The sequence below is a fragment of the Mesorhizobium sp. genome (assembly GCF_004963255.1).
In the GTDB taxonomy this organism is placed as follows: Bacteria; Pseudomonadota; Alphaproteobacteria; order Rhizobiales; family Rhizobiaceae; genus Mesorhizobium.
Window position 1 is genome coordinate 133420 of sequence record NZ_SUGA01000002.1, and the last position, 22010, is coordinate 155429.

Below are 22010 nucleotides of genomic sequence, written 5' to 3' on the forward strand. Positions count from 1 at the left end.
GGAGATCCTTTTTGGAAACCGTAAAACTCAAATCCCCCGTCGACGGCTCGATCTATGCCGAGCGGCCGGTCGCGAGCGACCAGGCGATCAACGCGGCGGTCGAGCGCGCCAGGGCGGCGCAGGAGAAATGGGCCGAGACGCCGGTCGTCGAGCGCGGCAAATACATGCTGGCGATGCTCGAGGCGCTGGTCGCCATGACCGACGAGATCGTGCCGGAAATCGCCTGGCAGATGGGGCGGCCGGTGCGCTATGGCGGCGAGTTCGGCGGCGTCAAGGAACGCACCAACTACATGGTCGAGATAGCCGAGCAGGCACTGAAACCGGTCATGGCCTCGAACCCGAAGGAGGGTTTTCGGCGCTATGTGAAGAAGGTGCCGCTCGGCGTCGTGCTGGTGATCGCGCCTTGGAACTATCCCTATCTCACCGCCGTCAACACCATCGTGCCGGCGCTGATGGCCGGAAGCGCCGTTATCCTCAAGCACGCGGCACAGACATTGCTCGTCGGCGAACGCTTCCAGCAGGCTTTCGACAAGGCCGGCCTGCCCAAGGGGCTGTTCCAGAACCTCGTCATGAACCATGCCCAGACCGAGAAGCTGCTCGGCTCCGGCAAGATCGACCATGTCAACTTCACCGGCTCGGTCGGCGGCGGCCGCGCCATCGAGAAGGCGGCGGCCGGCACCTTCATGACGCTCGGCCTCGAGCTCGGCGGCAAGGATCCGGCCTATGTGCTGCCCGACGCCAAGCTGGACCATGCGGTCGCCAATCTTGTCGACGGCACCTTCTACAATTCGGGCCAGTGCTGTTGCGGCATCGAGCGCGTCTATGTGCACGAGAAGGTCTATGACGAGTTCGTCGAAGGTTTCGTCGCCGAGACGAAGAACTATGTCGTCGGCAATCCGCTGGAACAGGCGACCACAATGGGCCCGATGGCGCAGGCGCGCTTCGCCGACCTGATCCGCGAGCAGAAGGCCGAGGCGCTGCGCAAAGGCGCGACCGCGCATATCAACATGAAGGTCGAGAACGACAGGGCGGGCTCGCCCTATCTGGCGCCGGAAGTGCTGACAGAAGTCGACCACCAGATGAGCGTCATGCGCGAGGAGAGTTTTGGGCCGATCGTCGGCATCATGAAGGTGCGCAACGACGAGGAGGCGATCGCGCTGATGAACGACAGCCCCTATGGGCTGACCGCGTCGATCTGGACACGCGACACCGAGCGCGCGATCGCCATCGGCGACCGCGTCGAGACCGGCACCGTGTTCATGAACCGCTGCGATTATCTGGACCCGGCGCTGGTCTGGACCGGCGTCAAGGACACCGGCAAGGGCGCGGCGCTCTCGGCCATCGGCTACGACAATCTGACCCGGCCGAAATCCTATCACCTGCGCGAAACGATCTGACCTTTCGAAAGACAGAAAATGTCCAAGCTGATCTCCAAATGGAACTACCCCACCACCGTCCGCTTCGGCGCCGGGCGCATCAAGGAATTGCCTGATGTGCTCAACGCGACGGGCATCAAGCGGCCGCTCTTCGTCACCGATCCGGGCCTTGCGAAGCTGCCCGTCGTCGCCTCGACGCTGAAGATCCTCGACGATGCCAAGATCCCATACGGCGTCTTCTCGGAGGTGAGGCCCAACCCGGTCGAGTCCAATCTCGCCGCCGGCATCGCGGTGTTCAAGAAGGGCAAGCATGACGGCGTCATCGCCTTCGGCGGCGGCTCCGCGCTCGACCTCGGCAAGCTCATCGCCTTCCAGGCCGGGCAGACACGGCCCGTTTGGGATTTCGAGGATATCGGCGACTGGTGGACCCGGGCCAATTCGGACGTGATCGCGCCGATCATCGCGGTGCCGACCACGGCGGGCACGGGATCCGAGGTCGGCCGCGCCGGCGTCATCACCAATGAGGAGACCCACACCAAGAAGGTCATCTTCCATCCGAAGCTTCTGCCGGCGATCGTCATTGCCGATCCGGAACTGTCGGTCGGCATGCCGCCCTTCATCACCGCCGGCACCGGCATGGACGCGCTGGCGCACTGCCTGGAGGCCTATTGCGCGCCGGGCTACCACCCGATGGCAGACGGCATCGCCGTGGAAGGTGTCCGGCTGGTGTTCGAAAACCTGCCGAAGGCCTTCGCCAACGGCAAGGATCTGGTTGCGCGCGCCCATATGATGAGCGCGGCGGCCATGGGCGCCACCGCTTTCCAGAAGGGGTTGGGGGCCATCCATTCGCTGTCGCATCCGATCGGCGCGCTCTACGACACCCATCACGGCATGACCAATGCGGTGTTCATGCCCTATGTGCTGGCCTTCAACCGGGAGGCGATCGAGGATCGTATCGCACGGCTCGCCGCCTATTGCGGCATCAAGGGAGGCTTCGACGGCTTCGCCAAGGCCATCATCAAGCTGCGCAAGGAGCTTAAGGTGCCGCACGCGCTGCCCGGCCTGATCAAGGGGCTCGACATGGACAAGAAGCGCAAGACGCTGATCGCCGACATGGCGGTGGTCGATCCGACGGCCGGCGGCAACCCGGTGAAGCTCACAAAGAAGGCGGCGCTGACGCTGCTGGAAAACGCGATCTCCGGCTCCGTCTGAGAGCCGGCTTGCCATGTCGGAAGTTGAACAAGGGGATGTCCATGGGAGAAGGAGAGCGGGCAAAAAACAAGGCGACTAACCATTAGCCGGAAAATTAAGTGCGGGCTAATTGCTACAGTCCGTTAAAAAGAGTTAACTTTTTTCGCCGCGGGGGTCCGGTTTCAAAAAGCCTTCATCTGGCTGTCACACGAAAACGATACCCGCATCGCAGGCGCTTAAACGCGCCAGTTCAACGGAGAGAACACATGTTCAAGTTCACGGGGAAAGTGCTTTCCCTCTCGGCCGCGGCGCTCTTCGCGTCGACGGTGATTTCGTCCGCGGATTCGCTGGACGATCTCGTCAAGGCCGCGAAGGCGGAAGGCCAGCTCACTACCATCGCGCTTCCGCATGACTGGTGTGGCTACGGGGCAGTGATCGACGGTTTCAAGGCTAAGTATCCGGGAATCACCATCAACGAGCTCAATCCGGACGCCGGCTCGGGCGACGAGGTCGAGGCGATCAAGGCCAACAAGGACAACAAGGGCCCGCAGGCGCCCGACGTCATCGACGTCGGCCTGTCCTTCGGTCCGACCGCCAAGGCCGACGGCCTGCTGATGCCCTACAAGGTGTCGACGTGGGACTCGATCCCGGACAGCGCCAAGGATGCCGACGGCGCTTGGTACGGCGACTATTACGGCGTGCTCTCCTTCCAGGTGAACAAGGATCTGGTCAAGGAATCGCCGACCGACTGGGCTGATCTCCTCAAGCCGGAATTCGCCAACTCGGTCGCGCTCGCCGGTGACCCGCGCGCTTCGAACCAGGCTATCCAGGCGGTCTACGCTGCCGGCCTTTCCGGCGGCGCCGCCGCTGGCGAAGCCGCAGGCACCGCCGGCCTCGACTACTTCAAGAAGCTCAACGCAGCCGGCAATTTCGTGCCGGTCATCGGCAAGACCGCGACGCTCGCCCAAGGCCAGACACCGATCCTCGTAACCTGGGACTATAACGCGCTTTCGGGCCGCGACACGCTGAAGGGCAACCCGCCCGTCGACGTCATCGTGCCGAAGACGGGCGTCGTCGCCGGCGTTTACGTGCAGGCAATCAGCGCCTTCGCGCCGCATCCGAACGCCGCCAAGCTGTGGATGGAGTACCTCTATTCCGATGAAGGCCAGATCGGCTGGCTGAAGGGCTATTGCCACCCAATCCGCTTCAACGATCTCGCCAAGAACGGCAAGATCCCGGCGGACGTGCTGGCCAAGCTGCCGCCGGCGGAATCCTATGCTGCCGCCGTGTTCCCGACGCTCGATGAGCAGGGCAAGGCCAAGGAAACCATCACCAAGAACTGGGACGCCGTCGTCGGCGCCAATGTGAAGTAACAGCGTGATACCGGCCGGGCGGCTCTGGTCGCCCGGCCTCGTTCCAGCACGGTAACCGGCGCATGACCGATCTCTCGCTATCCAACAAGGCAATTGCGGGAAACACCGCGCCGCCAGCCGAGGCGCGAAGCCTGCGGCTGCCGACGCAGTGGCTTGGCGTCACGCCTTTCTTCGTCTTCGCCGTGATGTTCCTGATCCTGCCCACGCTCTACCTCATGCTGGGTGCTTTCCAGAACGAGGCAGGCGAATTCACCTTCGCGAACATCGTCGCGCTCTTTTCGGCCAACATCGTCGCCGCTTACTGGATCTCGATAAAGGTTAGCCTGGCGTCATCGCTGATCGGCGCCTTCGCGGGCCTTGCAATCGCCATCGCCATCGTGCGCGGCGGGCTGCCCAACTGGATACGTTCGGCGACGCTCACCTTCTCCGGCGTGGCATCCAATTTCGCGGGCGTGCCGCTCGCCTTCGCTTTTATCGCGACGCTTGGGCGGCTCGGTCTCGTGACAGTCCTGCTCAACACGCTGGTTGGCCTGAACCTCTATGCGCATGGCTTCAACCTGCTCTCATTCTGGGGATTGACGATCACATATGTCTATTTCCAGATCCCGTTGATGGTGGTCATCATCGTGCCGGCCATCGACGGCTTGAAACGCGAATGGGGCGAGGCCGCCGCGACGCTCGGCGCCACCCAGGCGCAATATTGGCGCATGGTGGTCATTCCAGTGCTTTGGCCGAGCTTCCTCGGCACTGTCATCCTGCTCTTCGCCAACGCCTTCGGAGCGATCGCGACCGCCTACGCTCTGACGGGTTCGTCGCTCAACATCGTTCCGATCTTGCTTTATGCGCAGATCCGCGGCGACGTGCTGCATAATGCCCATCTCGGCTATGCGATTGCTTTCGGCATGATCTTCATCACCGGGCTTGCCAACATCTTCTACATCTGGTTCCGGACGCGCTCGGAGAGGTGGCTGAAATGAAATCCGGCAGGTTCTGGGCCTGGTTCGTCTTCCTCATGGGCGCGGCCTATTTCTTCATCCCTTTGATCGCGACGATCGAGTTCTCGCTGCGCATGCGGCGCGGCGTCTACTCCTTTGACGCCTACAAGGTCGTGCTGGGCGACAGCCAGTTCCAAGCGACCTTCATGTTCTCGGTGATCGTTGCCGTCTTCACCATCCTGCTCGGTGTGCTGATCGTGGTGCCCACGGCCTATTGGATCCGCCTGCGCCTGCCGCAGCTCAGGCCGATCGTGGAATTCATCACGCTGCTGCCGCTGGTGATCCCGGCCATCGTCATCGTCTTCGGCTATATCCGGATGTACGGCTCGAATTCACCGCTGCCGTTCCTGGGGTCCAATCTGGGAGCGAACGCGTTGCTGGTCATCGGCTATGCGGCGCTTGCGCTGCCTTACATGTACCGGGCCGTCGACACCGGCCTTCGCACCATCGACGTGCGCACGCTGACTGAGGCAGCGCAGATCCTGGGCGCCGGCTGGGGCACGATCATCGCCCGGGTCATTCTGCCCAATGTGCTGATCGCCGTACTGTCAGGCGCTTTCCTCACCTTTGCCATCGTCATCGGCGAGTTTACGATGGCCAGCCTGCTCAACCGTCCGGCTTTCGGCCCCTATCTGCAGAATCTGGTCGCCAACCGCGCCTATGAGCCGGCAGCGCTGTCGATTATCGCCTTCGTAATAACCTGGGGCTGCATGTCACTGATTCAGATACTGTCGCGCTTCGCGCCGAAATCGGCGAACCGCCCCAATTGAGCGAAAAGCAGTGAAAGAAAAAGCCATGGCCGAGCCGTTCCTGTCCATCCAGCATGTGCGAAAATCCTTCGGCGCCACCACTGTGGTCGAGGATTTCAACCTCGACGTCGCGCCCGGCGAGTTCGTCTCCTTCCTAGGCCCGTCAGGCTGCGGCAAGACGACGGTGTTGCGCATGGTCGCCGGCTTCGAGGAGCCCTCGGCCGGCAAGATCGTCGTCGGCGGCAAGGACATCACAAGGCTGAAGCCCAACCAGCGCAATGTCGGCATGGTGTTCCAGGCCTATGCTTTGTTCCCGAACCTGACGGTGGCGCAGAACATCGCCTTTGGCCTGAAGGTGGGCGGCATGCCGAAGCCTGACGCGGACAGGCGCGTCGCCGAGATGCTCGATATGATCAAGCTGCCGCAAATGGCTGACCGCTATCCCTACCAGCTTTCCGGCGGCCAGCAGCAGCGCATCGCGCTCGCGCGCGCCATCGCGCCGAAACCGAAGCTGCTCTTGCTCGACGAGCCGCTTTCGGCGCTTGACGCCAAGGTGCGCATTTCGCTGCGCGAGGAAATCCGCTCGATCCAGAAGAAGCTTGGCATCACCACCATCTTCGTCACGCATGACCAGGAAGAGGCGCTGTCGATCTCCGACCGCATTGCGGTGATGTATGGCGGCAGGGCCGAGCAGGTCGGCACGCCGTTCGAGATCTACAACCGGCCGGCAACCAAGTTCGTCGCCAATTTCGTCGGCACGCTCAACGTGCTGGAGGGCAAGGTCACCGACGCCGCCTCGGGCAAGGTGCAGGTCAACAGCCAGGAAGTCTCGCTCAAGGGCAAGCTCAACGGCTCCAAGTCCGGCGATACGCTGTCGCTGGCGCTGCGGCCGGAAGCGATCTCGCTGGGGCGGCAACCCGGCCATGACGCCAGCCTGTCGGGCGAGATCGCCGAAGTGCATTTCCTCGGCTCGGTCATCCGCGTGCGCGTCGGCATCGGCGGCAACACGGTGTCGCTCGACACCTTCAACAATTCCACGACGCCGCCGCCGGTCGTCGGCGACAAGGCGGATATTTCCTTCTCGTCGGGCGATATGCTGGTCCTGCACTAGGCTATGTCGATATTCAGGTGAGGCCGCCTACAAATGGGCGGTCTCCTGCGCTTCTGGCCTGACAAATCAACAGTATCCTAGCTCGAGGTACTGCCAAGCCTCGTGTTTCATCGTTACGATGAGCCATGGCCCTCTTCGAGCTCACCCTCATCCTGCTTCTGATCGCCGTCGCGCTGACGGCGCTGTCGCGCCGTCTTGAGATACCCTATCCGTCGCTGCTGGCGCTTGCAGGCGTTGCGCTGGCCTTCGTGCCGGGCGCACCAACGATCGAGATCGATCCGGAACTGGCGCTGGCGCTGTTCATCGCGCCGGTGCTGCTCGACGCCGCCTATGACACCTCGCTGCGCGACCTGAAACGCTACCGGCTGTCGCTGGTGCTTCTGGCGCTCGGCGCCGTCGTGTTCACCACCGTGGTGGTTGCCTTCGTCGGCTGGAAGATGGCCGGCCTTCCGATCGCGGCGGCGATCGCGCTAGGCGCCATCGTGGCTCCGCCCGACGCGGTCGCGGCGAGCGCCGTGCTCGGCCAATTCAAGGTACCGCACCGCATCACAGCCATCCTGCAGGGCGAGAGCCTGCTCAACGATGCCACAGCACTGTTGATCTATAGGATATCTGTTTCGGCGGCCATCGGCTCGGTCATGCTCAAGGACGCAGTGCCCGTCATCCTGCTTGCGACGGTCGGCAGCGTCGTCGCCGGCTATGTGTTCGGCCGAGTGTCGCTGCTCGCGCTGACGCGCATCGAGGATGCGGCAAGCAGCACCGTGGTGCAGTTCGCCGGAACCTTCGCCGTCTGGATCATTGCCGACAAGCTCGGTCTCTCCGCCATCATCACCATCGTCGTCTATGCGATCACCATCGCGCGGACCGCGCCACGCCGGATGTCGGCGAGGCGACGCGTCAGCACCTATTCGGTCTGGGAGTCGGCCGTCTTCGTGCTCAACGTGCTGGCCTTCGTGCTGATGGGCCTGCAGGCTCGATCGATCGTTGGCCGGCTCTCCGGCGACGGGCAAGGCGAGGCCTTTCTGTTCGCCGCGACGGTGCTGGCCGTCGTCATCGCGGCGCGTCTCGTATGGGTGATGAGCTACGTTGCGGTGATACGGCAGTTCAGGCGTTTCGACAGCGAAGGGCAGAAGCGGGATGCGCCGACATTTCGCGGCGCGGTGCTTGTCGGCTGGTGCGGCATGCGCGGGCTGGTGACGCTGGTGGTGGCGATCGCGTTGCCCGCCGACTTTCCCGGCCGCGACCCGATCGTGCTGGCGGCCTTTGCCGTCGTGCTCGGAACGCTTGTGCTGCAGGGCATGAGCCTGAAGCCCCTGCTGCGCCGGCTCAACTTCGAGCGGGATATGACGATCGATCGCGAAGTGGCCGAGGCGCGCGTCGCCATCATGCAGGCCGCGCTCGACGTGCTGAACCGCAAGACATCGGCCGCTGCCGCCGTCGTGCGGGAACAATACGAGGCGCAACGCCGGATCGCCGAGAATCCCGACGACGCGCAAGCCGCGACGGAATACGATCGGTTGCGTCTTTACGCCATCAAACGGCAGCGCGACAGGCTGGAGGAACTGCGCAGCAACGGCACGATCGGCGACGAGGCCTATCACCGGCTGGAAGAAGAGATCGATTGGTCGGAACTGGCGGCGTCGCCCGCGGGAAGCTATCAGCCGCTCACCACCTGACAGGGTTCAGCGAAAGCATGGGCAGTTGGGGTCGGCGACTTCACCGCGTCCGCCCAGGATCGCGCCAAAACAGGAGATAGAGCGGTTCGCTGTCCATGAAACAGTGGAACGGTTTGGCGAGGGTGGTTCGCGGCATCCGTTGGACTACTCCGCTCGTCCTCGCGGTCCATTGAAACGCTGACGGCGAGGGGCTACTGCGATCGCTGGAAGTGAGCCGGTTAATCAATGAAGCTGATCAGCTACAACATCCAGTATGGCTACGGCAGCGACGGGCGCTACGATCTTTCCCGTGCCGCCAGGCTGGTTGACGGCGCCGACATCATCGCGCTGCAGGAGGTCGAGCGGCATTGGCGGCGAACCAATGATGACGACCAGCCCGAGATCCTTTCCAGGCTGTTGCCCGACTATTACTGGGCCTATGGCCCCGCCTTCGACATGGACGCCAGCGAGAAGCGCGACGGTCGCGTCGTCAACCGCCGGCGGCAGTTCGGCACGATGGTGCTGTCGAAGCTGCCGATCGTCTGGTCGCGGCTGCACGCGCTGCCGATGCGCCGCACGCTGAGACCGCTCAACACCCGCAACGCGGCGCTGGAATGCATGGTCCGCACGCCGGCCGGACCGGTGCGGGTGCTTTCTCTGCATCTGGCGCATATCGCGGCCGAGGAGCGGCTGGAGCAGATCGACTATCTGCTGGCCGAGCATCGTCGCGCGCCATCCGACGGCGGCCCGTGGAGCGGCGCCGACGACGAGCCGCAGCGCAACTGGTCGAACGGCCAGGCGGAGCCCGAAAACCCCCGGGCGGCGATCTGGCTTGGCGATTTCAACATGGAGCCGGGCAGCGCCGAATACCGGCGCATAGTCGGCAATACGCCCTACCATCCCGGCGCTGCTTATATCGACGGGTTCGTCGATGCTGCTGCCGTCGTCAGGGAGCCCGGACCGGATTTCCACACGCATGAAAAGATCATCGACGGCAGGCTCGCAAAACGCCGGCTCGACCATTGCTTCGTCGGCGGCATGCTGGCCAGGCGCGTCCGTTCGGTGACAGCGGATGTCGGCGCGGAGGCATCCGACCATTTTCCGCTAAGGGTCGATATCGACTTGGAAACGCCGGGCATCGCCTCGGGTCCGACGGGCAGATGAGGCGGGTATGACGCTGTTCGTCTTCCTGGCTGTGCTGTCGGCGGCTGCCATGCACGCGATCTGGAACGCGCTGGTCAAGGTGCATCTCGACCGCTTCCTATCGATCACGCTGATGACGCTCGGCATGGGCGCCGCGGCGCTCGTGGTGCTGCCCTTTGTCGAGATGCCGAAGGCCGAGGTCTGGCCATTCATCCTCGCCTCGGTTTTCTTCCACATGGGCTACCGGACATTCCTGATCGGTGCTTACAAGGCCGGCGATTTCGCCCAGACCTATCCGCTGGCGCGCGGCACCGCGCCGCTGCTCTCGGCGCTGGGCGGCATCGTGCTGGTCGGGGAGGTGCCTGCGCCGCTTGCCATCGTCGGCATCGTGCTGTTGTCGATCGGCACGCTGGTCATGTCGTTTCGCGGCGGCGCGCATCTGGAAAGGCTCAATCTGCGCGCCGTCGGCTTCGCGCTTGGCACATCGATCTTCATCGCCAGCTACACGCTTTCCGACGGCAGCGGCGCGCGGCTGGCGGCGACCGCGACGAGCTACGCCGCTTGGCTGTTCGTCTGCGATGCGACGTGGGCGCTGGTGCTGTGCGTCGCCTTTCGCGGGCCACAGTCGCTGCCCGTGCTGGCTCGCGACTGGAAGGCTGGGCTGTTCACCGGCGTGCTCAGCGGCGCGGCCTACTGGATCGTCATGTGGGCGATGACCAAGGCTCCCATCGCCTCGGTCGCGTCGCTGCGCGAAACCTCGATCCTGTTCGCAATGCTGATCTCGGTGCTGGCGCTGGGCGAGAAGATGACGGCCTGGCGCGCCACGGCCGCGCTCGGCATCGTCGCCGGCGTCGTCGCGCTGAGAATGGGTTGATGCCATTCAACCGAGCACGGTCATCACCTGGCCGCGCTTCTCGGGGCTGAAGCGGATGACGACGATGATGCAGACTGCAACCACGCCGGCAAACAGCGCCAGCGCATAACCGTAGCTGCCTCCCGGCGCTTCGGCGATGCCGGCCTGGTAGGGGCCGCCATAGGAAGCGGCCAGATTACCGGCCTGATAGATGAAGCCGGGCAGCGTCGCCCGCACCGAGCCCGGCGACAATTCGTTGAGATGCACCGGGATGACGCCCCAGGCGCCTTGCACCGCCACCTGCATGATGAAGGCGCCGATCGCCAGCATGAAAGGCGTGGTCGTATAGGCCCAGAGCGGGATCGCCGGCAGGGCGATCACGCAAGCGAGCGTGATGGCGTTGATGCGGCCGATCTTCTCCGACAGCGCGCCGAAGGCCAAGCCGCCGACAATGGCGCCGATGTTGGCGACGATGGTGATCCAGCTCACCGTGTGCGGATCGAAGCCGTGCTGCTTCTTCAGGAAGGTCGGGTAGAGGTCCTGAGTGCCATGGCTGAAGAAGTTGAAGAACATCATCAGCACGACGGCATAGAGGGCGATGCCCCAGTGCTTCCGCAGCGTTTCGAGAAGACCGGGCCGCGCCTGCGAACGGCCTTCGACGAAAGCAGGCGATTCCGGCACATGCGAACGGATGAACAGGACGATCAGCGCCGGCACGAAGCTCAAGAGGAACATGGCGCGCCAGCCGATGGTGAAGTCGCCGATCTTCTGCCCGTAGAGCAATCCGTAGGCGACGGCGGCAAGCAAATAGCCGGCCGGATAGCCGCATTGCAGTATGCCCGAGACCATGCCGCGCGCGCCGGGTGGGATAGACTCCATCGCAAGCGAGCTGCCCAGGCCCCATTCGCCGCCCATGGCGATGCCGAACAGGGCGCGCAGCGCCAGGAATATGCCGAGATTGGGCGAGAAGGCGGCCAAGGCGCCGATCACCGAATAGCTGACGATATTCAGCATCAGGATTGGCTTGCGGCCGTATTTGTCGGCAAGCATGCCGAAGAAGAACGCACCGATGAAGCGTGTGGCCAAGGTCAAGAACAGCGCCTTGGAGACGGCGGGGACATCAGTCTGGAATTCAGCGGCAATATCGGTGAGCAGGAAAGTCAGAAGGAAGAAATCAAACGCGTCGAGCGTCCAGCCCAGAAAGGACGCGACTACGGTTTTCTTCTGCTCGCTGGTGAGGTTCAAGGCGGTGCTCCTTTTGTGTCCCCAAAAGGAGCGATATGTTCCACGGCGGGCAAAAGAGAACGGGACAGCTGCCGGTTTTAAGCCGGCGAGCGGTCACATTTGCGTCACCTCGAGATCGATGACCATCAGCCCGTCGGTGCCCTCTTCAAGCGCGGCGACAAGGCGCCCGCCGGCGCGCTGATGCGCCTCGTGCACGAGATAGGCGTCACGGGCGACGGCATCGCGAAAGTCGATGGTGAAGCCATGCGTGAAGCCGCGCGCGAACGGCTCCGGGCTGACATTGGCGCTGAAATGCACCTTGCCCATGCCGTCGATGACGGCGCGCAGCGCTTCGAGATCGGCATGGATCGCCTCGCGCTCGGCTGTGGGAATATCCTCGCGGAAGCGGACAAAGACGCAGTGGCGGATCATCGTTTTCTCCTCAAGCCGCCTGATTGCCCTTGAACACGGCCGGCGGCAGCGGCTCGCGGCCAAGGATGAGGTCGGCACCCTTTTCGCCGACCATGATGGTCGGCGCATTGGTGTTGGAAGAGGGGACTCGCGGCATCACCGAGGCGTCGCAGACGCGCAAACCCTCGATGCCGCGCAGCCTGAGATCGGGCGTCACGACCGCCATCGCGTCATGGCCCATGCGGCAGGTGCCGACAGGATGATGATCGGTCTTGGAGCTGCGGCAGGCATAATCGAAGAGATCGGCGTCGCTCTGCAGGTTCGGACCCGGAAGCACCTCGCGCAACACGAAGGGCTGAAGCGCCTTCTGCCGCATGATCTCGCGCGCCAGCCTGAGGCCCTTGATCGACATGTCGCGGTCATACGGATCGGACCAGTAGTTCGGATCGATCAGAGGATGGTCGGCCGGATCGGCGCTCTTCAGCCGCACCGTGCCGCGCGAGCGCGGGCGCAGGAAGGCGGAGTTCAGCGTCACGCCCGGGTTCTTCAGCTTCTCGACGCCGGCCTCGATGCCGGAGCCGAGGCCGAGATGGAACTGGATGTCGGGCGAGGCGGCCGTCGGGTCGGCGTACCAGAAGCCGCCGGTCTCGAACAGGCTCGAGGCGACCGGCCCCTTCTTGAGCAGAAGATACTGCAGCCCGGCCCATAGGGTGCGGTGCAGCTTGGCGTAGTTGTCGTAGGTGTGGTCGCCGGTGCATTCGGCGATCAAGAACAGGTCGAGATGATCCTGCATGTTGGAGCCGACGCCTGGAAGGTCGTGCACCGGCGTGACGCCGACCGATTTCAGGTGGTCGGCCGGGCCGATGCCCGACTGCATGAGGAGCTTGGGCGAGCCGATCGCGCCCGACGAGACGACCACCTCGCGTTCGGCGCGCAGGATGGTCTTTTCGCCACCTGGCCTGTCGACGACTTCGACTCCGATAGCGCGGCCTTTCTCGATGACGACGCGGGTGACGAGAACGTCCGTCCGCACCGTCAGGTTCTTGCGGGCGCGGATCGGCTTCAGATAGGCAACAGAGGCGGACGAGCGCCGCGCATTCTTTTGCGTCAGCTGATAGTAGCCGACGCCCTCCTGGCTGGCGCCATTGAAGTCCGGGTTGAAGGGTATGCCCATTTCCTGTCCGGCGCGGAAATAGGCCTCGCAGATCGGCAGCGGCGAGATCGGGTTCGACACACCGAGCGGTCCTTGGTCGCCATGGAAATCATTGGCAAAACGCTGGTTGTTCTCGGCGCGCTTGAAATAGGGCAGCACGTCGCGATAGCCCCAGCCGGCGAGCCCCTCTTCCTTCTCCCAGGCGTCGTAGTCGCGGGCGTTGCCGCGCGTGTAGATCTGGGCGTTGATCGACGAGCCGCCGCCGACCACCTTGGCCTGCGTGTACCAGAAGATGCGGTCCTTCATGTTCTTCTGCGGCACAGTCGACCAGCCCCAGGAGGCGATGCCCTTGGTCATCTTGGCGAAGCCCGCCGGCATGTGGATCAGCGGATGCCAGTCCTTGCCGCCGGCTTCGAGCAGCAGCACGGAATTCGAAGGATCCTCGCTCAGCCGGTTGGCGAGAACACAGCCGGCCGGACCGGCGCCAACAATGATGTAGTCAGCCATTGTTCCTCACAAGCGTGGCACGGAGAGCGCGCCGTCGACATCGATGACCGATCCGGTCGAAAAGCCGAATTTGCCGGAGGCGAGCGCCGCAACCACGGCGCCGATGTCGGCGGTTTCGCCCCAGCGTCTTGCCGGCACCAGGCCGTCCTCGATCAGCGCGTCATATTTGGCGGAGACGCCAGCGGTCATATCGGTGCGGATGATGCCCGGCCGCACCTCGAACACGCCGATGTTCTCGGCTGCGAGCCGCAGCGCCAGGTTCTTTACCCACATCGAAAGCCCGGCCTTGGAAATGCAGTAGTCGGCGCGTTCCGGCGAAGCCATTTCGGCGCTGACCGAAGTGATGGTGATGATCGATCTGGCAACGGTTGCGGGTGTCGCCAGCATAGCCTTGGCGACGGCCTGGCTGAGGAACACCGTGCCGCGCAGGTTGATGCCGACCGCGCGGTCGAAATTCTCCGGCTTCAGCTCCAGCAAATCGCCGCGCACAACAGCGCCGATGCCGGCATTGTTGACCAGGCAATCGATGCGGCCGAAGGCGCGCATGGTAGCTTCAACGACCAGCGCGTGCCCGGCGAGATCGGCGATGTCGCAACGATGATAGGCAAACTTCGCGCCGCGCGCGGTAATAATCTCGGCAAGTTCGTCGGGGGGCCTGTCGGCGAGGTCGGCGACAAGGATGTCGAAGCCGGCATCGGCCAGTGCCTCGGCGCAGGCCAGCCCGATGCCGCGCGCGCCTCCGGTGACGATGGCTGCAGGGCGGGTCATGCGGCAAGCTCCGTCTTGCGGAGATAGTCCGCCACGCGCAGCGCCTGGGCGGCGATCGACAGCGCCGGATTGACGGCCGCCGAGGTCGGCAGGAAGCCGCCATCGACGACGAACAGGTTCCGGTGATCATAAGCGCGGCAGAAGGGATCGAGCGGCGCGGTGGCCGGGTCGTTGCCCATCCTCACCGTGCCGCATTGATGCGACGGCGTGCGCTTGTCGAAGGGGCGCGACAGCACGATCGGATAGCCGCAGGCGCGAAGGTTCTCGCGCATCACCTTGGTCAGGCCTTCCAGCGACTGCATGTTGGAGCGCCGCCACTGCATGACGATCTCCTTTCCGTCGACCATGATGCGGCTTTCGGGATCGGGAAGGTCCTCGCACATCAGGTACCAGTCGACGGCGTGGCCGGCCATGAAGTCGAGCACGAATTTCGGCATCGTCTTTACATTGGCCTTGAGCATGTTGCCGTCGATCTTGCCGAGCAGTTGCACATTGCCAAGCGGCTTGCCGCCCTTGCCGTCCGACAGATAGTAATCGTTGAGCATCAGCGTCTTCTGGTAGACGCTATCGTTGCGGCGACGCGGATCGATCGCCAGCATGGCGCTCGAATTGTGGTTCATGAAATTGCGCCCGACCTGGTCGGAGCTGTTGGCTAGACCTCTGCCTTTCGCGGAGGGCGAGCGCAGCAGGATGGCGGCCGAGTTGATCGCGCCCGCCGAGAGGATGACCAGCTTCGGCGACAGCGTCTTCTGCGCGCCATCTTGGGTGTAGTGGATGGTAGCGATTGACTTGCCGTCCGGCGCGGTTTCGAGCCAGTCGACATGGGCACCGGTTTCGAGGCGGATGTTCGGATCCATCAGCGCCTCGGCCAGCGGGCCGGTCTGCGCGTCGATCTTGCCCTGGCCGGTGTTGGGGAAGGCGTCCCAGCCGGTCTTGCCTTCCTTCAGCCAGCTCTCGATGTCGACGCCGAGCGGCAGCGATGCCGGATGCAGACCGAGACCTTTCAACTCGGCGCGGGCGCGGGCGATCGGCGGCTCGTCCGGCACCGGCTTGAAGGCATAGGGGATCGAATGGAATGGTTCGGTCGGGTCTTCGCCCAGCGTGCCGCGCACGCGAAAGAGCTGCTCGGCCTTCGAATACCAGGGCTCGAACTCGTCATAGGAAAACGGCCAGGCCGGCGAGACGCCGCCGAAATGCTCGAGCTCGGAGAAATCCTCCTTGCGGTACCGGATCAGGACGGCGCCGAAGAATTTCGAATTGCCGCCGACATAGTAGTAATTGCCGGGGTTGAAGGGCGCGCCTCCGGCCTCGCGCCACATCTCCTTCGGCCGGTAGTGCTCGTCGAGGAAAATCGAACGCGTCGAGCGCGCATGCGGTGTCGCGGGCAGCGGCTCGCCGCGCTCCAGGATCAGGATCGAGGCGCCGCTGCCGGCCAAGCCGGAGGCGATCGTGGCGCCGCCGATGCCGGAGCCGATGATGACGATATCCGGGTTTGCCATAGCTTTTAAAGTATGCGCTTCTCGGTCGCCGGGTCGAAGAACACCGCCTTGCTGAGGTTGAAGGCCAAGGGCGTGCTGGTGCCGGGCTGGATCCTGGCGTCTGCTCTCAGCCGCGCTACCACGCCCTTGCCGCCGAGATTGGTGACGGCGAAGGTGTCGGAGCCGGCCGGCTCCACCACCTCGATATGGCAGTCGGCGGTGGCGATGGCGGAGCCGTTGCGTTCCGCGCCTTCCGGATCGGTCAACGCTTCGGGGCGGACACCGAAGATGACCTGCTTGTCCTTGAAGGCGGACAGGCCGGCGGGGGCGCCTGGCATCGGCAGCACGATCGGCTGGCGCGACTCGCGGTCCAGCACCACCGAAAGGCCGGCGCCGTTGCCGTCGATCTTGGCCGGGATCAGGTTCATTGCCGGCGAGCCCATGAAGTCGGCGACGAAGATGTTGGTCGGGTTGTTGTAGATCTCGGCCGGCGTGCCGAATTGCTGCACTTCGCCGTCACGCATCACCGCGATCTTGGTCGCCAAGGTCATCGCCTCGATCTGGTCGTGCGTGACATAGACGATGGTCGTGCCGGTGGTGGCATGCAGGCGCTTGATTTCGATGCGCATGTCGACACGCAGCTTGGCGTCGAGGTTGGAGAGCGGCTCGTCGAACAGGAAGAGTTTCGGGTCGCGCACCAGCGCCCGGCCCATGGCGACGCGCTGGCGCTGGCCGCCGGAAAGCTGGCTGGGCTTGCGGTTGAGCAGGTGGCCGATCTGCAGGATCTTGGCGACCTTGTCGATCGCCGCCTGGCGCTCGGCGGCCGGCACGCCGCGCATTTCCATGCCGAAGGCGATGTTTCCGGCAACGGTCATGTTCGGATAGAGCGCGTAGCTCTGAAACACCATGGCGATGTCGCGCTTCGAAGGGTGCAGATCGTTGATGGCGCGGCCGTCGACGCGGATCTCGCCCTCGGTGATCTGCTCCAGGCCGGCGATGGTGTTGAGCAGCGTGGACTTGCCGCAGCCGGACGGGCCGACCAGCACCAGGAAGCCGCCCTTTTCGAGCTCGACATTGATGCCCTTCAGGATCTCGACGCTCCCGAAGCGCTTCTTCAGCCCATCAATTTCCAGAAAAGCCATGGTCGTTCCTTCAGAAAACAGGGTCAGCCCTTGACCGCGCCGGCCATCAGCCCGCGCACGAAATAGCGGCCGGCGACGACATAGACGATCAGGGTGGGGAGCGCGGCGATCATCGCCGCCGCCATGTTGACGTTGTACTCGACGACGCCGGTGGACGTGTTGACGACATTGTTCAGCGCGACCGTCATCGGCATCACGTCGCCGGTGCCGGCATAGGCCGAGGCGAACAGGAAGTCGTTCCAAATGTTGGTGAACTGGTAGATGACGGTGACGACGAAGATCGGCATCGAGTTCGGCAGCATGATGCGGCGGAAGATCTGGAAGAAGGACGCGCCGTCGACCTGCGCCGCCTTGACCAGTTCGGTCGGGAACGCCTCGTAGTAGTTGCGAAAGAACAAGGTGGTGAAGCCCAGTCCATAGACCACGTGGACGAAGACCAGGTTCACCGTCGAATTGCCGAGGCCAAAGTTGAAGCCGGTCAGGTTCTGCAGCGTGACGCCGAAGCGGCCGATGCTGCCGAGGATCGTCGCCATCGGCAACAGCACCGACTGGAACGGGATGAAGCAGGCGAACAGCATCATGGCGAAAACCAGCGTGTGGCCGCGGAAGCGCCATTTGGTCAGCACGTAGCCGTTCAAGGCGCCGAGCAGCGTCGAGATCAGCACCGCCGGCACCACCATCTTGATGGAGTTCCAGAAATAGCCCTTGATGCCGGCGCAGGTGAGGCCAACGCAGGTCTCGCCCCAGGCCTTGAACCAGGGCGCGATGGTCGGCGACTGCGGCAGCGCCAGCATGTTGCCGTTCTGGATCTCGTCCATGGTCTTGAACGAGGTGACCAGCATGACGAAGAGCGGCATCAGGTAGAAGATCGCGAACAGCGCCAGCAGGCCGTAGATGACGATGCGGTTGATCGTCCTGGCGCTGACGCCGCTCGAAGCCGGACGGGCAGGCGAGGCAACAGTGCTCATCGCGGCTTCTCCCTGAGCTCGGAATAGAGATAAGGCACGATGATCGCGGTCAGCGTCATCAGCATGATCACGGCGCTCGCCGAGCCGACCGCCATTTCGTTGCGCTTGAAGGTGAACTCATACATGAAGTTGGAGGGCAGCCAGGCCGAGCCGCCGGGGCCGCCGCTGGTCAGCGCGACCACCAGGTCATAGGACTTGATGGCCAGATGCGCGAGCACGATGAAGGCCGACAGAAACACGGGCCGCAGCAGCGGAATGACGATGCGGCGGTAGAGCTGGAAAGTGGAAGCGCCGTCGATCTGCGCCGCCTTCATGATCTCGCCGTCTATGCCGCGCAGGCCGGCCAGGAACATCGCCATGATGAAGCCGGAAGCCTGCCAGACGCCGGCGATCACCACAGTGTAGATGACGAAATCCTTGTTCTTGATCCAGTCGAAATGGAAGCTCGTCCAGCCCCATTGATGCAGCGTCTGCTCCAACCCGAGGCCGGGATCTAGGAACCATTTCCAGGCGACGCCGGTGACGATGAAGGAGAGCGCCATCGGGTAGAGGTAGATCGGGCGGAGCACGCCTTCTCCGCGGATCTTCTGGTCGAGCAGGATGGCCAGGAATAGGCCGAGCGCCAGGCAGATCAGGATATAGAGGAAGCCGAAAATGCCCATATTGGTGATCGAGGTGTACCAGCTCGACGGCGGGTCGCTCTCGAAGGTCCATCGCCACAGCCGCTGATAGGCGCGGGGGCCAGTGATGGCATAGGACGGGAAGGTCTTGGAGTTGGTGAAGGACAGATAGATCGTCCAAAGGATGAAGCCGTAAACGAAGACGATCGTCGCCGCGAAGCTCGGCGCCAGAACGATCTTCGGCAACAGATCCTGCAGCCGCGAACGGACCGACGCGCCGGGACGGGCGTCGTGCTCCGGTGTCAGCTTGATCTGGGTTTCGGCAACTGTGCTCATCGGCTTGTCCAGTTCCGGTTGGTCGGAAACCGCCCGGTGCGAAAACGCACCAGGGTTGTCCCACACCTTTCATCGACAGGAGGACCTCCCCCGCCGAAGCGGGGGAGACCTGAGTTCAAGCGAAGCTTACTTGGCGTCGTCGATCGCCTTGACCAACTCGGTCACGGCTTCGTCCGAGGTCTTGATCTGGCCATGGACGAATTTCGACACGACGTCCTTGTAGGCGTTGGCGACGGCGGGCGGCGCGCCGTAGCCCTGCGCCAGCGAGCCGAACAGCGTGCCGCCTTCGTTGGCCTTCTTCAGGTCGGCGATGCCCTTCTTGCCGCAAGCGTCGAAGTCGGTGTCCGGCACGTCGGTGCGGGCCGGGACGGAACCCTTCACCACGTTGAAGGCCGACTGGAAGCTTTTCGACAAGGTGGCGGTGGCCAGCGCGACCTGGGCGGCCTTGCGGTCGTCCGGAACGTTGAACATGCCGAACATGTCGGAGTTGTAGACCACCGAGCCGTCGGTGCCCGGGAAGCGATAGCAGAGGAAGTCGGTGCCCGGGGTCTTGTTGGCGGCGTGGAACTCGCCCTTGGCCCAGTCGCCCATCACCTGAACCAGCGCGTCGCCCTTGATGACCATGGCGGTGGCGAGGTTCCAGTCGCGGCCCGAGAAGTTCGGGTCGACATATTTGACGAGCTTGGCGAGGTTGTCGAACGACTTCTTCATCGTGTCGGACTTGAGCGACTCCTCATCGAGGTCGTTCATCGCCTTCTTGTAGAACTCCGGCCCGCCGGTCGACAGCACGACCGAGTCGAACATGGTGGCTTCCTGCCAGTTCTGGCCGCCGAGAGCGAGCGGGATGACGCCGGCAGCCTTGGCCTTGTCGAGCAACGCCACGAAGTCGTCGAAGGTCTTCGGCTCGGTGCCGCCGATCTTGTCCATCACCGCCTTGTTGATCCACAGCCAGTTGACGGAGTGGACGTTGACCGGTGCGGCAACCCACTTGCCGTCATAGACGGAGAACTTCTGCAGGGCGGCCGGAACCGACTTGTCCCAGCCTTCCTTCTTGGCGGTCTCGGTCAGGTCGCCCATGACGCCGGCGGCGGCATAGTCGAGCACGGTGTAGCCCAGCATCTGCGAGGCGGTCGGGTAGTTGCCGGCCGCGACCATCGCCTTCAGCGCGGTCATGGCGGCGTCGCCGCCGCCGCCGGCCACCGGCACGTCCTTCCAGGCATAGCCTTCCTTCGCCAGATCCTGCTTCAGCACGTTCAGGGCAGCCGCTTCGCCGCCCGACGTCCACCAATGCAGCATCTGCACTTCCTTGACGTCCGCGGCATGCGCCGAGAACGCAAAGCTCGTCGCAAGAGCCGTTCCGATAAGCAGTTTGCGCAACATGTACTACCTCCCTTGTTGCATTCACATAACCGGCGGGTGTCCGCCGGGGTCTCCCAACTCAGCCGACCCACCAACCGGTGCGCCGGCCGCGATGAAACTGGATGGTCTTTTCCTCGGTATAATCCTCGACAGCGCGTTTGCCGAGTTCGCGTCCCAGACCGGACTGCTTGTAACCCCCGAAAGGCAGCTCTGGGTAACCTTCCATGAACGTGTTCACCCAGACCGTCCCCGAACGCACACCGCGCGCCACCGACATGCATGTGTCGATGCTGGCGCTCCACACCCCTGCAGACAAACCATAGGGCGTGTTGTTGGCAATGTGCAATGCCTTTTCAATCGTTTCAAAAGTGAGCACGGAGAGCACCGGTCCGAACACTTCCTCGCGAGCGATTGCCATGTCTTCCGTGACGTTACGGACGATGGTCGGATCGAGATATTGGCCGGCGTTGGATTGAAGCCGGGTGCCGCCGGCGAAAACGTTGCCGCCATCGGTTTTCGCCGCCGTTACATAGCCGGCTACCTTTTCCATGTGGTCGGCCGAGATCATGGCGCCGACCTTGGTGCGGTCGTCGAGCGGATCGCCGACTTTCACCTTCTCGGCCAGCGCCTTGACTGCGCCGAGGAAGTCGTCCGCGATCGCCGCATGCACGATCAGGCGGCTGCCGGCATTGCAGCATTCGCCGGCGTTGAAGAAGCCGCCGAACACCGCGGCATCGGCCGCCGCTTCGAGGTCGGCATCGGGGAAGACGATCTGGCCGTTCTTGCCGCCCAACTCCATCGAGACCTTCTTCAATGAGTTCGAGGCAGCGGCCATGGTCATCTTGCCGACCCGGGTCGAGCCGGTGAAGGAGACCATCTCGACCAGCGGATGGCTGACCATCGGCGCGCCGACATCGGCGCCGAAACCTGCGAGGATGTTGACGACGCCGGCCGGCAGGCCGGCTTCGAGCAAGATGTCGCCGAGAACGAAAGTCGAGGCCGAGGTCATCTCGCTCGGCTTGACCACCGCCGTGCAGCCGGCGGCGAGCGCGAAAGGCAGCTTTTGGCTGACGATCAGGAAGGGGAAGTTCCACGGCGCGATGATCGAGACGACGCCGATTGGTTCGCGCAGCACGACGCCCAACATATCGTCGCCGAGATTGGCGTAGCTCTCGCCATGCAGCGTACGGGCGAGCGAAGCGGCATAGCGCCAGATGTCGATCGCGCCGCCGATCTCACCACGCGCCTGGGCGATCGGCTTGCCGGACTCCAGTGCGTCGAGGCGGGCGATCTCTTCCAGCCGGGTCTCGATCAGGTCGGCGGCCTTAAGCAGAACCGCGGCGCGTTCCGAGGCCTTCATGCGCGGCCAGGGGCCGGTCTCGAACGCCTTGTGGGCGGCCTGCACGGCAGCTTCCACTTCAGCCGCGCCTGCCTGCGCATAGCGCGAGACGAGAAAGCCATGGCCGGGGCTGGCGCGCTCGATGCTGCGGCCGTCACGGGCGTCGACATGCTTGCCGTCGATCAGGAGCTTGTAAGCCTTCGGCGCTTGGGACGCCTCTTTCGGCATGGCGATGTTGAGCGCTGCGTTCATCATGTCT

General features: G+C 63.8%; 19 protein-coding genes. 9 read left to right on the top strand and 10 right to left on the bottom strand.

Features of this window, described 5'->3' with window-relative positions:
- The first annotated feature begins 11 nt into the window (after positions 1-11).
- The 9 genes from E5X34_RS03530 to E5X34_RS03570 all read left to right on the top strand — a co-directional run bounded on the left by E5X34_RS03530 (position 12) and on the right by E5X34_RS03570 (position 10467).
- Positions 12-1397, top strand: coding sequence for an aldehyde dehydrogenase family protein (locus E5X34_RS03530; RefSeq protein WP_292561096.1), 1386 nt, complete (start codon positions 12-14; stop codon positions 1395-1397).
- 18 nt (positions 1398-1415) lie between these two features.
- Positions 1416-2588 (top strand): iron-containing alcohol dehydrogenase, encoded by a 1173-nt coding sequence (locus E5X34_RS03535; RefSeq protein WP_292561099.1) that lies wholly within the window; start codon positions 1416-1418, stop codon positions 2586-2588.
- 245 nt (positions 2589-2833) lie between these two features.
- Complete coding sequence (locus tag E5X34_RS03540; protein ID WP_292561102.1) at positions 2834-3940, top strand: ABC transporter substrate-binding protein; 1107 nt, start codon at positions 2834-2836, stop codon at positions 3938-3940.
- Between the two features lie 62 nt (positions 3941-4002).
- Positions 4003-4917, top strand: coding sequence for an ABC transporter permease subunit (locus tag E5X34_RS03545; protein ID WP_042639359.1), 915 nt, complete (start codon positions 4003-4005; stop codon positions 4915-4917).
- Entirely contained in the window at positions 4914-5705 is a 792-nt protein-coding gene (locus tag E5X34_RS03550) for an ABC transporter permease (protein WP_292561105.1), read from the top strand. The genes E5X34_RS03545 and E5X34_RS03550 overlap by 4 nt, the downstream gene beginning before the upstream one ends.
- 25 nt (positions 5706-5730) lie before the next feature.
- Positions 5731-6795 (top strand): ABC transporter ATP-binding protein, encoded by a 1065-nt coding sequence (locus E5X34_RS03555; protein WP_292561108.1) that lies wholly within the window; start codon positions 5731-5733, stop codon positions 6793-6795.
- Between the two features lie 125 nt (positions 6796-6920).
- Positions 6921-8471: a sodium:proton antiporter gene (locus E5X34_RS03560; RefSeq protein ID WP_292561111.1), complete on the top strand. Its 1551-nt coding sequence runs from the start codon at positions 6921-6923 to the stop codon at positions 8469-8471.
- Positions 8472-8696: 225 nt separating this feature from the next.
- Positions 8697-9614, top strand: a complete 918-nt coding sequence (locus tag E5X34_RS03565) for an endonuclease/exonuclease/phosphatase family protein (protein ID WP_292561114.1) — start codon at positions 8697-8699, stop codon at positions 9612-9614.
- Positions 9615-9621: 7 nt separating this feature from the next.
- Positions 9622-10467, top strand: a complete 846-nt coding sequence (locus E5X34_RS03570) for an EamA family transporter (protein ID WP_292561117.1) — start codon at positions 9622-9624, stop codon at positions 10465-10467.
- A gap of 6 nt (positions 10468-10473) precedes the next feature.
- On the opposite strand, the gene E5X34_RS03575 is transcribed toward E5X34_RS03570, so the two are convergent.
- The 10 genes from E5X34_RS03575 to E5X34_RS03620 form a co-directional block, all read right to left on the bottom strand.
- On the bottom strand, positions 10474-11691 hold the full coding sequence (locus E5X34_RS03575; RefSeq protein WP_292561120.1) for an MFS transporter: 1218 nt from the start codon (positions 11689-11691) through the stop codon (positions 10474-10476).
- A gap of 93 nt (positions 11692-11784) precedes the next feature.
- Positions 11785-12102, bottom strand: coding sequence for a Dabb family protein (locus E5X34_RS03580; RefSeq protein ID WP_292561123.1), 318 nt, complete (start codon positions 12100-12102; stop codon positions 11785-11787).
- Positions 12103-12112: 10 nt separating this feature from the next.
- Complete coding sequence (locus E5X34_RS03585) at positions 12113-13741, bottom strand: choline dehydrogenase (protein WP_292561126.1); 1629 nt, start codon at positions 13739-13741, stop codon at positions 12113-12115.
- Between the two features lie 6 nt (positions 13742-13747).
- Positions 13748-14509 carry a 3-ketoacyl-ACP reductase gene (locus E5X34_RS03590; RefSeq protein WP_292561128.1) on the bottom strand — a complete coding sequence of 254 codons (762 nt, stop codon included), beginning with the start codon at positions 14507-14509 and terminating at the stop codon, positions 13748-13750.
- Positions 14506-16008 carry a GMC family oxidoreductase gene (locus tag E5X34_RS03595; RefSeq protein ID WP_292561131.1) on the bottom strand — a complete coding sequence of 501 codons (1503 nt, stop codon included), beginning with the start codon at positions 16006-16008 and terminating at the stop codon, positions 14506-14508. Before E5X34_RS03595 ends, E5X34_RS03590 begins: the two co-directional genes overlap by 4 nt.
- A gap of 5 nt (positions 16009-16013) precedes the next feature.
- Positions 16014-17129 carry an ABC transporter ATP-binding protein gene (locus E5X34_RS03600; protein WP_126081444.1) on the bottom strand — a complete coding sequence of 372 codons (1116 nt, stop codon included), beginning with the start codon at positions 17127-17129 and terminating at the stop codon, positions 16014-16016.
- 23 nt (positions 17130-17152) lie between these two features.
- Complete coding sequence (locus E5X34_RS03605) at positions 17153-18097, bottom strand: carbohydrate ABC transporter permease (protein WP_292561134.1); 945 nt, start codon at positions 18095-18097, stop codon at positions 17153-17155.
- Positions 18094-19053 carry a sugar ABC transporter permease gene (locus E5X34_RS03610; RefSeq protein ID WP_292561137.1) on the bottom strand — a complete coding sequence of 320 codons (960 nt, stop codon included), beginning with the start codon at positions 19051-19053 and terminating at the stop codon, positions 18094-18096. The genes E5X34_RS03605 and E5X34_RS03610 overlap by 4 nt, the downstream gene beginning before the upstream one ends.
- Before the next feature lie 126 nt (positions 19054-19179).
- Entirely contained in the window at positions 19180-20433 is a 1254-nt protein-coding gene (locus E5X34_RS03615) for an ABC transporter substrate-binding protein (protein WP_292561141.1), read from the bottom strand.
- A gap of 58 nt (positions 20434-20491) precedes the next feature.
- Entirely contained in the window at positions 20492-22003 is a 1512-nt protein-coding gene (locus E5X34_RS03620; protein WP_292561628.1) for an aldehyde dehydrogenase family protein, read from the bottom strand.
- Between the last annotated feature and the right edge of the window lie 7 nt (positions 22004-22010).

Bases quoted from the DNA above. Each gene is read 5' to 3' on its own strand.
- E5X34_RS03605 (WP_292561134.1), bottom strand. From the start codon at position 18,097: ATGAGCACTGTTGCCTCGCCTGCCCGTCCGGCTTCGAGCGGCGTCAGC.
- E5X34_RS03560 (WP_292561111.1), top strand. From the start codon at position 6,921: ATGGCCCTCTTCGAGCTCACCCTCATCCTGCTTCTGATCGCCGTCGCG.
- E5X34_RS03565 (WP_292561114.1), top strand. From the start codon at position 8,697: ATGAAGCTGATCAGCTACAACATCCAGTATGGCTACGGCAGCGACGGG.
- E5X34_RS03615 (WP_292561141.1), bottom strand. From the start codon at position 20,433: ATGTTGCGCAAACTGCTTATCGGAACGGCTCTTGCGACGAGCTTTGCG.
- E5X34_RS03555 (WP_292561108.1), top strand. From the start codon at position 5,731: ATGGCCGAGCCGTTCCTGTCCATCCAGCATGTGCGAAAATCCTTCGGC.
- E5X34_RS03550 (WP_292561105.1), top strand. From the start codon at position 4,914: ATGAAATCCGGCAGGTTCTGGGCCTGGTTCGTCTTCCTCATGGGCGCG.
- E5X34_RS03535 (WP_292561099.1), top strand. From the start codon at position 1,416: ATGTCCAAGCTGATCTCCAAATGGAACTACCCCACCACCGTCCGCTTC.
- E5X34_RS03545 (WP_042639359.1), top strand. From the start codon at position 4,003: ATGACCGATCTCTCGCTATCCAACAAGGCAATTGCGGGAAACACCGCG.
- E5X34_RS03620 (WP_292561628.1), bottom strand. From the start codon at position 22,003: ATGAACGCAGCGCTCAACATCGCCATGCCGAAAGAGGCGTCCCAAGCG.
- E5X34_RS03590 (WP_292561128.1), bottom strand. From the start codon at position 14,509: ATGACCCGCCCTGCAGCCATCGTCACCGGAGGCGCGCGCGGCATCGGG.
- E5X34_RS03595 (WP_292561131.1), bottom strand. From the start codon at position 16,008: ATGGCAAACCCGGATATCGTCATCATCGGCTCCGGCATCGGCGGCGCC.
- E5X34_RS03585 (WP_292561126.1), bottom strand. From the start codon at position 13,741: ATGGCTGACTACATCATTGTTGGCGCCGGTCCGGCCGGCTGTGTTCTC.
- E5X34_RS03610 (WP_292561137.1), bottom strand. From the start codon at position 19,053: ATGAGCACAGTTGCCGAAACCCAGATCAAGCTGACACCGGAGCACGAC.
- E5X34_RS03600 (WP_126081444.1), bottom strand. From the start codon at position 17,129: ATGGCTTTTCTGGAAATTGATGGGCTGAAGAAGCGCTTCGGGAGCGTC.
- E5X34_RS03580 (WP_292561123.1), bottom strand. From the start codon at position 12,102: ATGATCCGCCACTGCGTCTTTGTCCGCTTCCGCGAGGATATTCCCACA.
- E5X34_RS03540 (WP_292561102.1), top strand. From the start codon at position 2,834: ATGTTCAAGTTCACGGGGAAAGTGCTTTCCCTCTCGGCCGCGGCGCTC.
- E5X34_RS03570 (WP_292561117.1), top strand. From the start codon at position 9,622: ATGACGCTGTTCGTCTTCCTGGCTGTGCTGTCGGCGGCTGCCATGCAC.